This window comes from Holdemania filiformis DSM 12042, from assembly GCF_000157995.1.
In the GTDB taxonomy this organism is placed as follows: domain Bacteria; phylum Bacillota_I; class Bacilli_A; order Erysipelotrichales; family Erysipelotrichaceae; genus Holdemania; species Holdemania filiformis.
Map to the genome: position 1 here is coordinate 274,279 of NZ_GG657552.1, position 11,729 is coordinate 286,007.

Annotated in this window: 12 protein-coding genes; 10 read left to right on the plus strand and 2 right to left on the minus strand. The window is 52.5% G+C overall.

Annotated elements, in window-relative coordinates:
- The first annotated feature begins 232 nt into the window (after positions 1–232).
- The gene (locus HOLDEFILI_RS02130) at positions 233–2,125 is read left to right on the plus strand and encodes an FAD-dependent oxidoreductase (protein WP_006057709.1); all 1,893 of its coding nucleotides are present in this window, start codon (positions 233–235) and stop codon (positions 2,123–2,125) included.
- 213 nt (positions 2,126–2,338) lie between these two features.
- Here the strand turns inward: HOLDEFILI_RS02130 and HOLDEFILI_RS02135 are convergent, their stop codons facing one another.
- Together HOLDEFILI_RS02135 and HOLDEFILI_RS02140 are read right to left on the minus strand one after the other, a co-directional pair.
- Positions 2,339–2,953, minus strand: coding sequence for an RDD family protein (locus HOLDEFILI_RS02135; protein ID WP_006057710.1), 615 nt, complete (start codon positions 2,951–2,953; stop codon positions 2,339–2,341).
- Positions 2,954–2,969: 16 nt separating this feature from the next.
- Complete coding sequence (locus HOLDEFILI_RS02140; protein WP_006057711.1) at positions 2,970–4,916, minus strand: BglG family transcription antiterminator; 1,947 nt, start codon at positions 4,914–4,916, stop codon at positions 2,970–2,972.
- 146 nt (positions 4,917–5,062) lie between these two features.
- Between HOLDEFILI_RS02140 and HOLDEFILI_RS02145 the strand changes: the two genes are divergently transcribed.
- From HOLDEFILI_RS02145 to HOLDEFILI_RS02185, 9 genes are all read left to right on the plus strand, one after another.
- The gene (locus HOLDEFILI_RS02145; protein WP_050766906.1) at positions 5,063–5,395 is read left to right on the plus strand and encodes a PTS lactose/cellobiose transporter subunit IIA; all 333 of its coding nucleotides are present in this window, start codon (positions 5,063–5,065) and stop codon (positions 5,393–5,395) included.
- Positions 5,395–5,703 carry a PTS sugar transporter subunit IIB gene (locus HOLDEFILI_RS02150; protein WP_006057713.1) on the plus strand — a complete coding sequence of 103 codons (309 nt, stop codon included), beginning with the start codon at positions 5,395–5,397 and terminating at the stop codon, positions 5,701–5,703. Before HOLDEFILI_RS02145 ends, HOLDEFILI_RS02150 begins: the two co-directional genes overlap by 1 nt.
- 38 nt (positions 5,704–5,741) lie before the next feature.
- Positions 5,742–7,019, plus strand: a complete 1,278-nt coding sequence (locus HOLDEFILI_RS02155) for a PTS sugar transporter subunit IIC (RefSeq protein WP_006057714.1) — start codon at positions 5,742–5,744, stop codon at positions 7,017–7,019.
- Between the two features lie 180 nt (positions 7,020–7,199).
- Positions 7,200–7,439 (plus strand): hypothetical protein, encoded by a 240-nt coding sequence (locus HOLDEFILI_RS02160; protein ID WP_006057716.1) that lies wholly within the window; start codon positions 7,200–7,202, stop codon positions 7,437–7,439.
- Positions 7,436–7,702, plus strand: coding sequence for a hypothetical protein (locus HOLDEFILI_RS02165; RefSeq protein WP_006057717.1), 267 nt, complete (start codon positions 7,436–7,438; stop codon positions 7,700–7,702). Before HOLDEFILI_RS02160 ends, HOLDEFILI_RS02165 begins: the two co-directional genes overlap by 4 nt.
- Before the next feature lie 34 nt (positions 7,703–7,736).
- Positions 7,737–9,620 (plus strand): FAD-dependent oxidoreductase, encoded by a 1,884-nt coding sequence (locus HOLDEFILI_RS02170; RefSeq protein WP_006057718.1) that lies wholly within the window; start codon positions 7,737–7,739, stop codon positions 9,618–9,620.
- 187 nt (positions 9,621–9,807) lie between these two features.
- Positions 9,808–10,581: a nitroreductase family protein gene (locus tag HOLDEFILI_RS02175; RefSeq protein ID WP_039863704.1), complete on the plus strand. Its 774-nt coding sequence runs from the start codon at positions 9,808–9,810 to the stop codon at positions 10,579–10,581.
- A complete protein-coding gene (locus HOLDEFILI_RS02180; protein ID WP_006057721.1) occupies positions 10,578–10,943 on the plus strand; it encodes an ArsR/SmtB family transcription factor in 366 nt (121 codons plus the stop codon). Before HOLDEFILI_RS02175 ends, HOLDEFILI_RS02180 begins: the two co-directional genes overlap by 4 nt.
- Before the next feature lie 13 nt (positions 10,944–10,956).
- On the plus strand, positions 10,957–11,709 hold the full coding sequence (locus tag HOLDEFILI_RS02185) for an EFR1 family ferrodoxin (protein ID WP_006057722.1): 753 nt from the start codon (positions 10,957–10,959) through the stop codon (positions 11,707–11,709).
- Positions 11,710–11,729: the final 20 nt, after the last annotated feature.

Here is an 11,729-nt window from a genome sequence, read left to right on the forward strand (position 1 = left end):
TTTATTTGTAACCATTTTCAAGATTTAATCCAAGTTGCTGGAAAGGATCTTGAAATTACAGCGGGTTCAAGTCTCTGAATAAGCAATTCTTTAACTTACTTTTGAGCTTGAGTTACTTTATTTTCTTTGTTTATAACAGAAAAAATTTGGATTTTGCCCCTGTAAGGGGCAAAACTGAAAATAGGAAATAATCAGGATATGCCAGATAATAAGGGAGAAAAGAGGCGAGATTATGGAATATCCTCATTTGTTTTCCCCCATTCAGTTGAATAAGCTGACGCTGCGCAACCGCATCGTCGCCGCGCCGATCGGAGAATTGTACGAACCGAAGGCCCGCGGCGGGGCAGGTCTGGTTGTCTGCGGTCATACGATTGTGGAACCCGGCCGCAGTTCGTTTGCCAGCGGCGAGGAACCAACGGCGTTTTTCAAATATGAAGTGGAAAAGACCCGGCAGAAGATCCGGGCCTGTCATCGTTACGGCGCGCGGGCGTCGATTGAAATCTTTCATGCCGGTCAATATGCCCGGGTCAAAGATCATGCCTGGGGACCTTGTTCGCTTATCCGTGAAGACGGTGTCGAGGTCAAGGCGCTGGATTCCGCGGAAATGGAGCGGATTGCCGGACTGTTCGCGGAAGCCGCTCAGCAGGCGAAGACGCTGGGTTTCGATGCGATTTTTCTGCATTTCGGCCACGGCTGGCTGGCCGCGCAGTTCTTGTCGCCTTTGTTTAATCATCGAACAGATGAGTACGGCGGAAGTTTACCGAACCGCGCCAGATTCCCGTTGTTGATCCTGCGGAAAATCCGGGAAGCTGTGGGTCCGGAATTTCCGGTAGATATGCGGATCTCCGGCGAGGAATGCGTACCCGGTTCCATTCCCTTTGAAGACACACTGGCGTTTATCCAAATGGCGGAACCCTATATTGACGGCGTTCAGATCTCAGCCGGGCTGGATATCAACCATGAGGGCAACGTGCACATGGCAACGACGAATTTTAAGGAACACATGCCGAATCTGAAATGGGCAAGGACTGTAAAGAAGACGTGTCCGGGACTTGTGGTTTCAGTTGTCGGTGCGATCATGAATCCTTCTGAAGCCGAACAAATATTGGCGAACGGTGATGTCGATCTTGTTGCTTTCGGCCGGGCTTTTATAGCGGATCCCAACTGGCCGAACAAGGCACGGGAAGGGCGGACATGCGATATCGTACCGTGTTTAAGATGTCTGCAATGTTATCACATCGCGACTAACCGTCAGAACGTCGGCTGCAGCGTCAACCCACGTTATTGCAACGAAACACTGATTCCTGAACGGATGATCCCGGCTGAACAGGCTCAGCGAGTCGTCATCATCGGCGCCGGGCCGGCTGGACTCAACGCCGCGATCACTGCCAGCCGCCGCGGACATGAAGTGATCGTGCTGGAAAAAAGTACAGAGATCGGCGGAGCGCTGAATACGATTGCGCGGGAGTATTATAAGGAAGACATTCGCAGTTATCGGGATTACTTAACGAATCAGTTTGCCCAATGCGATATCGACCTGCGCCTGAATACCGCGGCAGATCGTTCGATGATTGAAGCGCTGCATCCGCAGGCGCTGATCATTGCCTGCGGAGCCCAGCCGGTAACGCCGCCTGTTCCCGGAATTGATCAGTCCTTTGTAATGGGCTTTACCGAAGCTATTCATCATCCGGAACGGATCGGAAAGCAAGTCGTGATCATCGGCGGGGGAACGATCGGTGCGGAGATCGGGCTGGAATTGGCTGAGCGGAAAGGACGGCAGGTAACAATTGTGGAAATGACGGACACGCTGGCTTCACAGGGAAATCTGCTTTACCGGATCGCGCTGCGGCAGAAGCTGGATCCGCTGACGAATTTCACGGCCCTGACCGAAACTCGCTGCATTCAGATCGGCGATCATGAAGTGGAAATTCTCCATCAGACAGAGCAGCGGAAGCTGAAAGCCGATACCGTGATCATCGCTGCGGGTGTACGCACCAACCGGGCTTTTGTGAACAGTCTGTATGGGATTTGCCCGCAGACCTTTGAGGTTGGCGACGCGCTGCAGCCGCGCAAGATTCAGGAAGCGGTGTTCGAGGGAACCGGCGTGGCGTTGTCGATCGAATAACTTCCGATTCGTGTATCGTTAAAGAATGCATAGGCAAATAAAAAAGCTTGATCATATCGCCCATCCGCAGCGGGAATCAAGCTTTTTTAATAGTGTTTTCCCTATCCTTTAGTTAGAACGAATTCTGATTCCAGTTCTTCTCAAGACAGGAAGGACAAGGTTTCCCAAGTGATCTGCCTGTCTGCTTTTTATCTCATACCATTCGCGGTTTGATCATTCAACGGCGGCCACCTGCGTGCCGGTTAGTTTGTCGTGCAGCATGAAGCGTTTCGTTTTCAACAAAAGCAGCACGGAAACCAGGCTCGCGGCCAGACCGAAAACATAAACTCCCTGAATCAGTCCGGGATTCACGAACCGCGTCAGCAGTGTACGTACCAGAAATGCCGCGTTGTTAAACGTCTGTTCCAAAAAAAGAAAACACAGTGCGCGTCCACCCAGCTGTGCCGGGGAAGCCGGCTTACCCTCCCGATGAGTAATACGGATCTGCGCCAAATGCTTGCCCGGCGTCTGACCCTGGAAACCAGGAACAAGCATCGGAATCATTATAAAATAAGCCAGCACTGCGCAGCTGGAAAGACAAACCGCGGTCATGGCCAGACCGGATGAAAGGTCAGTGATGGAAGACGTGACAATCAGCTGACCCTGGGTCAGACTGACAACCAGGGTGATGATCAGGTTGCCGCACAAAGCGGAACCATACCAATCCACGGCGGCCGCCAGAAACCGCCGCGGCAAGGAAGCTGCCGGTGTGGCTTTTTGCCGGATCCGCTTCGGTTTTGTTTCCGGCTTTTCAATGCAGGCCGGGTTTGTCGTCTGTCCTTTTTTCATGAAGATTCCCCCTTCTTCAATAACACGATACCAACAAGCTTGTGAACTCCTCAAAGCTGGTGACTTCCATCATTTTGCGGAAGGTTTCCTCGTCCTTCATGATGTGAACGATGAAATCAAAAATATTGGAGAACTGTTCTTTATCCTTTTCCATCAACGATAACATGAAGACCAGATTGACCTGGTTGGCGCCCCACTGGATCGGCCGCGGATTGACGGAGACGGCGATCGCGCTGGATTTTGCCTTGTTGTCGAGCGGATGAGGAATCGCGATGTTGCCATAGGCGGAGGGGCTCAATTTCTCATGATAGTCGATTTGTTGACGATAATCCTCGTCGACATAACCGCCGGCCGTCATCGCTGCGCACATGACTTCGATCGCGTCGGTATGGGTGGCAAACTGACGGCACGCGAAGAACAAATCCGGGTGAAAGAAATACAGAATTTTCTCGCGGATGAAGTCTTTCATCTTCCGCTTTTTGATCTCGTCGATCAGCTCGAAGATCCGGCGGATATCTTTCTCTGACAGAAACTGGTCGATTTGATAGTAAACGAGCGGCTGCACCTGCAGCGCGCACGGAGCGGTGGACAGCACCAGATCGGCCGGCGGCAGCGGCTGGGGCAGGGCGGTGTGCGTCAGCACGTCGCTGATCAACAAACTTTCCGAGAAGACCGCAGATAATTTTTTGATCAGACGCTGACCAATCTGTTGATAATCGTTGCACAGCACCAGACAGCTGATTTTATCGCTTTTAGCCCGCGTTTCCTCCATCAGTACGCCGATGTGCAGCGTGATGTAGGCAATTTCATCTTCCGGCAGGACGTGGCCGGTGAATTGATAGATGACGTTGGAAATATGCACGGAAATCGCGTAGATCAGCGGATAATCCGTCTTGATGCTTTCAAACTGCAGGTTGGTGATCTGGATGTCGTTTTCCAAGCGCAGAAGCAGATTTTTTAAATGAAAAGCAAACTTGATCAGAAAGCTTTCGTTATTCAAATCAATACAATAAGTGTTTTCGACCGACTGTACGATGTTGTCCAGCAGTCGCTGAATGTCAGCTCCGAGGATGACGCTGATCTGATCGTAGGCGATGGCGGACATTTGCGAGGACACAGCGCGGGTCATCATCAGCACCGACGCTTCATATAAGTCGTATAACGTGAAATCCGTATCGTAGTTTTCTTTCAGCAGCACGTACAGATCATTGACGATGCTCTGAACATGCGCCGAAGCCAGATTGAGCATATCGGCGTGAGATACCAGCTCCTGACGGGACGCGTTAAATTTGCGTGCGGGATTGGAACTGCGCAGTTCAACGGTCAGCGCGATATGCAGCACATAATTCAACAGGCTGTAATCGTCCAGGAAATACTCGTATTTGTGCATGACCTGTAAGATCAGCTGCTTGATCCGCGCCAGGCTGACCGATGTGAAGATTTCCTGAATTCGCTCCAGGCTGAAATAAGAGCTTTTGATCTCCTCGTTGATCAGACTCAGAATCACCGCCCGTTTGTCCTTGGCCAGACCGGTGATGTTGACCATATCGTTTTTGGTGTGGATATTCAGGTGGAATTGCATGAGATCGGTGCGCATCCGCGACAGCTCGTTCTGCAGCGTGATCGGTGAGATGCACAACTTGTCCGACAGATCGCTGATGGACATCCGCTGGTTTTGTAAAAGCAGCGTATTGATGATATAGCGCTTGCGTTCCTCATAGCTGGCGGGAATCGTCTGGGAGGGCAGAAAGCTCAGAATTTGCGCAGCCTTTAGCTTGTCAATTTTATATCCCTTGTTGCTGGAAAGAATCAAAGCGCCGTATTCCTTGTTCAGCTCCGCGACGCTGTACTTGACGCTGCGCACACTGAAGCCGAAGCGCTGGGCGATCATCGCGGTTGTCGTCCAGCCTGTCTGATGGTTCAGAAACGACACGATCTGCATCTTGCGGTCTAAATTCGCCATACAATTCAACCCTTTCTGTCCTTTATTGTACAAGGGAACGCCGGCGCGTACTTACCGGCTTTTGCCCTGTGAGCGGGCAAAGGCAGACGTTGAATCCGACCGCGCTGCGCTTTACAGTTAGGGTGCAAGCAAGGAGGTCAGAAAACGTGACGATTCAGGAAGTAAACAATCTTTCATGCATGATTATCGCGAATGCCGGGGATGGCAAGAGCAGCTGCATGGAAGCGCTCGATTACGCGGAAGCCGGCGATTGGGAAGCGGCGCGGCAGGCTCTGGCCGTCGCTGATGAAGCGATCGTCAAGGCTCATGAAATTCATACGAAGCTGTTGGTGGAGGAAGCCCGCGATCCCGCTGCACTGCCGATGACGATGATGCTGATCCATGCGTCTAATCATCTGACGGCGGCCGAGGTCAGCCGGGAATTTGCCGAAAGGCTGCTCAAAATGCAAGTTCAGAAAAACGGGGAGGAGGTGAAATAATGGTCAATATCATTCTTGTCTGCGAACATGGCGCCAGCACAAGCATGCTGACGGATCGGATGAAGGACGCCGCGAAGCAGCTGGGCGTCGACGCCGTGATCAACGCCTATCCCTACACGAAGCTGGACGAGCTGATCGACGGGGCGGACATCGTTCTGTTAGGCCCGCAGGTCCGCTTCAAAAAGAAAACCTTCGATGCGAAATACGCGGAAAAAGGCGTGGAATTTATGGTTATCGATACGGTGGATTACGGCATGATGAATGGGGAAAAGGTACTGAAAACGGCATTGGAACATCTCAAGTCCTGACTAAAAACTGAGTTTATTTGAAAAGAGGAGAAAATACAATGGATACATTGATGGAAAAAATATCCAGCTTCGTTGAACCGTTGGCGGAATGGGTCCACAAGATGACCTTCTTAAACGCCATGGCCGAAGCGCTTCAAGTTCTGCTTCCGATCACGGTGATCGGTTCCTTCGCCTGTCTGTTCGCGTTTATCGACGTCGGCGGGTGGCAGGCATTTTTAGGCGCGAATCCGATGATTCTGATGGTCTTTATGAACGCTCAAAGCTGGACACTGAGCATCATCGCGTTTTACACCGTGCTGGTGCTGCCGTATTTGTACGCAAAACGGCTGGGCATGAACGAGCCGCTGGCCTGCGTGCCGCTGACCGTCGCGTCGTTTCTGCTGCTGACACCGACGGAGCTGTACACTGCGATCCCATCGGCCTGGCTCGGTCACTCCGGCATGTTCTCGGCGTTTATCATTTCATATCTGGTCGTACGGTTTGTCAAGCTGTGCCAGGATCACAATGTGACGATCAAGATGCCGCAGGGCGTTCCGCACTATATTGAAGCAACCTTCGCCGTGCTGATTCCGGCGTTTATTCTGGTCTTCGGCTGTTCGCTGATCGGTCAGGCGCTGGCGGCGACGCCGTATGAATCGATCCATCAGCTCATTTACACGTTTATCCAGACACCGCTGTCCGGTTTGGGCACCAGCTTCTTCGGTCTGTTAGTCACCGAACTGGTCATGACGCTGGCGATGTTCTGCGGCATTCACGGTTCCTCGGTCGTTCCGTTTATGGACGCGCTGGCAACGGCGGCGAACGAACAGAACATGGCGGCGATGGCAGCCGGTTCCGCTTTGCCGAACATCTATACGACCGGCTTGCTGAACTCCATTCAGATGGGCGGGATCGGCGCAACGCTGGGATTGGGCATTCTGTTATTCTTCCTGGCGAAATCCAAGCGCTACAGGCAGCTGTCGCGGGTCGCGATTGTCCCGCAGATCTTCAATATCGGCGAGCCGTTATTGTTCGGCATCCCGATCATGTTGAACCCGTTGCTGTTCATTCCGTACATGCTGGGCGTGATCGCGAATACCTGCATCGCTTACGGATCCGTCGCGATTGGTCTGTGCGCCCGGTTTACCGGCGTCAATCCAAGCTGGACGATGCCGGGAATCCTGCAGGGAATCCTGACCTGCTCAGTTCCGTGGCAGGGCGCGGTCTTGCAGATCGTGATTCTGGCGGTCGATATGCTGATCTGGTATCCATTTGTTAAAATGATCGACAAGCAGGCTGTGGAAGAAGAAAACAATGCTGTTTCTGAAGCTGCGTAAGCAGCTTCTTCACTTTGATCAAGCAAGTTCCGAAGGAGGATCCGGAGGATTACCTCCCCAGGAAGACTCTGATTCTCCCGCGGACGGAATCCAGTCGGATTCTGAAAAGAAAACTGGAAAACCAAGAAGAAAAGCCGGGAAGAACACCGCCCGGTCCGTTAAAGAACAAGGAGGAATTTTATGCTTCAGATCGGATGTCCCAAAGCGAAATTGCTGAAAGAAAAAATCGATCAGCTTGATTTTGAATCGATCCATTTCGAGGTTGTCCGCCTCAGCGGGCTAACGCTTCAGGTCACGCATAATGCAGCCAGCGACGAGGCCGCAAAGGCAGCGATGAAGAAATACATTAAAACAATTTCGGAGCTGGCCAATCTATATATCAATATCCAGCTGATCGACGCGCAGGGGCGGATTCTGTGAGTCCGCTGCATTTAGGCGATCCTGCGCTCACCCGGAAAATGACGCGGATTTACGGCTGGATTCTGCCCGGCTGCTTCGCGGTGGTGACGCTGCTGCTTTTGTCGGCGCAGGCCTGGCTGGCGGCAATTCCGCCGCTGCTGGTCGCTCTGATGACGCTGCCGCCGTTAGCCCGGTATCAGCGGCTTCGCTCAGGCGGACTTCGATTTCTGATCGGCGCCGGACTGACGTTGGTGACGTTCTGGCTGTCCGGATTGTACGTTTAAAAGATTTACTGAAAAGAAAGGCAGGAAAAATGGAATGAAGACCCCTTACCCGCATTTATTCTCACCGCTGCAGATCCGCGGCCTGATGTTGAAAAACCGGATTATCGCTGCGCCGATGGGAATCATCCCCAGTCATAAAATTATTTCGAGCGTGAATTACGGCGGGATGAGCGCGCTTGACCGCTCACTGGGCGGCTGTGCGATGGTGCATACCGGCGGCATGAATCATCTTGATAAATATGAATTGGATACAACCGTGGAGGATCTCAGCGTCGCCCATCAGAACGGAGCGCGGGCCGCCTATGAACTGGAATTCTTTTCGCTGCCGGATGAAGAAGGCTTTGTCCGCGGTCCCAGCGCGGGGATCCGGTTTGACGGCATGAAGATGAAAGCTTTCGATCGGGAACAAATGGATCAGCTGATCGCCGATCAGGTGCGGCGGGTCCGGGGCTGCCTGCGGTTGGGTTACGATGCCTTGACCCTGCATTTTGGCCATGATTCCCTGTGCGGGCAGTTTTTATCGCCGGTGTGGAATCAGCGGACCGATGAGTACGGCGGTTCACTGGAAAACCGGATGCGTTTCCCACTGGAAGTGCTGCGGGCGATCCGTGCGGCGGCGGGACCGGATTTTCCGCTGATTCTGCGGATATCGCGCCAGCTCACCGTTCCAGAAAGCTATTCTGAGAATGAGATGGCCGCGTTCTTAAAGGCGGCGGAAGGGCTGGTCGATATGGTGAATATCAGCTGCGGGATGGATGTAGTTCACGCGGGCAATGTCCATGCGGTACCGACGATCTTTGAGCCGCATTGCTACAATGCGGAATTCGCCCGGCGGATCAAGCAGGAAACCTCGCTTCAGGTCTGCCTGGTCGGCGCGGTGATGAGTCCGCAGGAGGCGGAAGCTGTGATCGCAGAGGGGATTGCCGATGCCGTGATGTGCGGCCGCAGCCTGATCGCTGATCCTTACTGGCCGAAGAAAGCGCTGGAAGGCCGGGATGCGGATATCGTTCCCTGCCTGCGGTGCATGCATTGTTATCATATCGCGACAGAACACTGGAATATTCAGTGCAGCGTCAATCCCCGCTTCCGCCGGGAAAACCGGGTGCCGCTCATTCCGCAGCCGGCGGCCAAACGCCGGCGGATTGTGATTGTCGGGGGTGGTCCGGCCGGGATCCAAGCGGCGTTAACCGCGGATCAGCGGGGCCATGAGGTTATTTTAATCGAGAAGCAGTCCAGGCTGGGCGGCGCATTGAAATGGGCCAGTGCCGGACCGTTCAAAGAAGACCTGCGGCGATATTGGGATTATCTTCTGCATCAGGTTCGCGACAGTACGATCGACGTCCGCCTGAATGAAACCGCGACGCCGGAAACCGTGGAAAACCTGAAACCAGACGCGCTGATTCTGGCGCTGGGCGCTGAACCAGTTCAGCCGCGGATCGAAGGCGCTGAACACGCGGTGCAGGCGCTGGCGGTGATTGAAAATCCAAAGCTGGCGAAAAGACGCTGCGTGATCATCGGCGGCGGCACCATCGGCTGCGAACTGGGACTGGAGCTGGCGGAAAGCGGACATGAGGTGACGATTGTGGAGGTGTCCCAACAAATTTATGCCCAAGCCAATCATCTGACGCAGACCGCGCTGTTTCAGCATTTTGAACGGGCAGAATCACTGCACACGCTGACAGGATGCGCTTGTGAACAGATCGGTCCGGACTTCGTCGACGTTTGCGATGGTTCGGGTCAGCGGCAGCGGCTTGCGGCGGATACCGTAATTCTGGCAACCGGCATGAAAGCACGGAAGTCAGAGGCGATGGCGTTTTATGGAATTTGTCCGGAAACGGCGATGGTCGGTGATTGCAACCGTGTCGCAAAGATTCTGGAAGCGACCAACGAGGGTTATTTTCTTGGCGCAACGGTGTAATCGCTTATTGGCGGAGCATCAAAGGAAGAAGGCAGGCGAAAGTCTGTCTTTTCGTTTTCTTTGAAATTGTTGCCGGCTTTGATTGTCTTTCTTTTCTAGCATTGGTAATCACTTTCTTTACCAATGTTGCAGGGATTGGCAATGTCCCCTATAATGGTTAACGAAAGTGAACGAAAAGAATCAGATTATGGATAAACTTCAAGTCGTCGTAGAAAAAAATAAATGTATTGGCTGTTCCTTGTGCGTGAAGACCTGTCCGGCGCATAACTTGAAAATCCAGGAGGGCAAAGCGCAGGTCATCCTGGAAGACTGTTTGTTCTGCGGACAGTGTGAGGCAGTTTGCCCGCGCAAAGCGGTGACGGTCAGCGGGTATGATCATGCGCCGCAAGAGAAGAATAAAGAGGAAAGACTGAATCCCGGACAGGTTTTAAATACAATCCGGTTTCGCCGGACTGTCCGCCAGTTTCAAAATAAGCCGGTCCCAACGGAAGTGGTGAAGCAGATACTGGAAGCGGGATGGATGACGCATACGGCTGAAAACAAACGAGATGTTTCCTTTATTGTTTTAGATCAGGAAAAAGAACGTATTGAAAAGCTGGCCGTCAATTTGTTCAGAAAAATAAAACCGCTAGCCGATCTAATTAATCCGCTGGCGCGTAACAATGTCATCGACGATCATTTCTTTTTCTTTAAGGCCCCGCTGGTCATCCTGGTTTTGGCGGAAGATAAGACCAACGGTCTGCTTGCGGCGCAGAATATGGAATTTGTCGCGGAGGCGAACGGCTTAGGTGTGTTGTTCAGCGGCTTTTTTACAATGGCTGCCAACCTGTCGCCGAAAATAAAAAAAGCGTTGCAAATACCGAAAGGGAAGAAAGTTGCGATGACCCTGGTTATGGGGTATCCCAGCGTGCGTTATCTGCGCTCGGTACCGCGAAAGGAGATGAATGTCCAGTGGAAATGAGGCACAAAGCGGTAGAATGCGAAGTACGGACAAAGCAAATCGCGGAAGGGTTTCAGAACTGCCGCAGCGCTTTTACCGCGATTGGCGATGAAACCCGCCAGCTGATATTACAGGTCCTGTTGGAAAGTGATTTATCAGGAATCCGGGTGGGTGAGATTGCGTTAAAAACCCATCTCACACGGCCTTCGGTTTCACATCATCTTCAGATTTTAAAGGAAGCCGGGATCGTCGCAATGCGTAAGGAAGGCACAAAGAACTACTATTACTTAAGCATGCAGGAAACGCAGTGGAAAGCGATCGCAGATTTAGTCAATTTAATCTACGAAAGCGTGCGTCATATCAGCGAAGACGCTGACAGATAAGGGAGGAAACAGGATGATTTGTTATTTTTCAGGAACCGGCAACAGCGCGTATGCCGCGCAGCGGATCGGCCGGCTGACGGGCATGGAGGTTCTCGATTTGTTTGAAAGGATCCGGGATCAGGATTACTCGCCGCTGCAAGCCAGTCAGCCCTGGGTGATCGTGACGCCGACCTATGCGTGGAGAATTCCGCGGATTGTCAGCGAGTGGCTGGAAAAGACACCTTTAACCGGGAATTCCAAAATCTATTTTGTCATGACCTGCGGCGGCAGCATTGGCAATGCCGGAGCTTATTTGGAAAAACTCTGCGAACGGAAGAAGATGGATTACCAGGGCTGTTTTCCGATCGTGATGCCGGAAAATTATATCGCGATGTTTTCTACACCGACGCCAGAGGAAGCGGAGAAGCAGCTTGCGGCAGCTTACCCTGTCATCGAGCAGGCCGCACAAAGTATCAAAAAAGGTGAATGTTTTCCTGAACTGCCGAGAACGATGAAGGACAAATTGAACAGCGGCATCGTCAACGATTTGTTTTATCCGATGTTTGTCCACGCAAAGAAATTTACAGCTACCGAAGCCTGCGTTTCCTGCGGTCAATGTGTTCAGGAGTGTCCGTTGAAAAATATTAAATTGGAAGCAGGACATCCTGTCTGGGGCAGCGACTGCACGCATTGCATGGCCTGCATCAGCCGCTGTCCGATGGAGGCCATCGAATATGGCAAGCATACGCAAGGTCTGCCGCGCTACACCTGTCCGGAATCCCGATAAAGAATGGAAAAAAGCCAGTG

Coding starts and splice junctions, on each gene's coding strand:
- HOLDEFILI_RS02180 (WP_006057721.1), top strand. CDS start 10,578: ATGAGGCACAAAGCGGTAGAATGCGAAGTACGGACAAAGCAAATCGCG.
- HOLDEFILI_RS02170 (WP_006057718.1), top strand. CDS start 7,737: ATGAAGACCCCTTACCCGCATTTATTCTCACCGCTGCAGATCCGCGGC.
- HOLDEFILI_RS02150 (WP_006057713.1), top strand. CDS start 5,395: ATGGTCAATATCATTCTTGTCTGCGAACATGGCGCCAGCACAAGCATG.
- HOLDEFILI_RS02175 (WP_039863704.1), top strand. CDS start 9,808: ATGGATAAACTTCAAGTCGTCGTAGAAAAAAATAAATGTATTGGCTGT.
- HOLDEFILI_RS02140 (WP_006057711.1), bottom strand. CDS start 4,916: ATGGCGAATTTAGACCGCAAGATGCAGATCGTGTCGTTTCTGAACCAT.
- HOLDEFILI_RS02135 (WP_006057710.1), bottom strand. CDS start 2,953: ATGAAAAAAGGACAGACGACAAACCCGGCCTGCATTGAAAAGCCGGAA.
- HOLDEFILI_RS02185 (WP_006057722.1), top strand. CDS start 10,957: ATGATTTGTTATTTTTCAGGAACCGGCAACAGCGCGTATGCCGCGCAG.
- HOLDEFILI_RS02130 (WP_006057709.1), top strand. CDS start 233: ATGGAATATCCTCATTTGTTTTCCCCCATTCAGTTGAATAAGCTGACG.
- HOLDEFILI_RS02155 (WP_006057714.1), top strand. CDS start 5,742: ATGGATACATTGATGGAAAAAATATCCAGCTTCGTTGAACCGTTGGCG.
- HOLDEFILI_RS02160 (WP_006057716.1), top strand. CDS start 7,200: ATGCTTCAGATCGGATGTCCCAAAGCGAAATTGCTGAAAGAAAAAATC.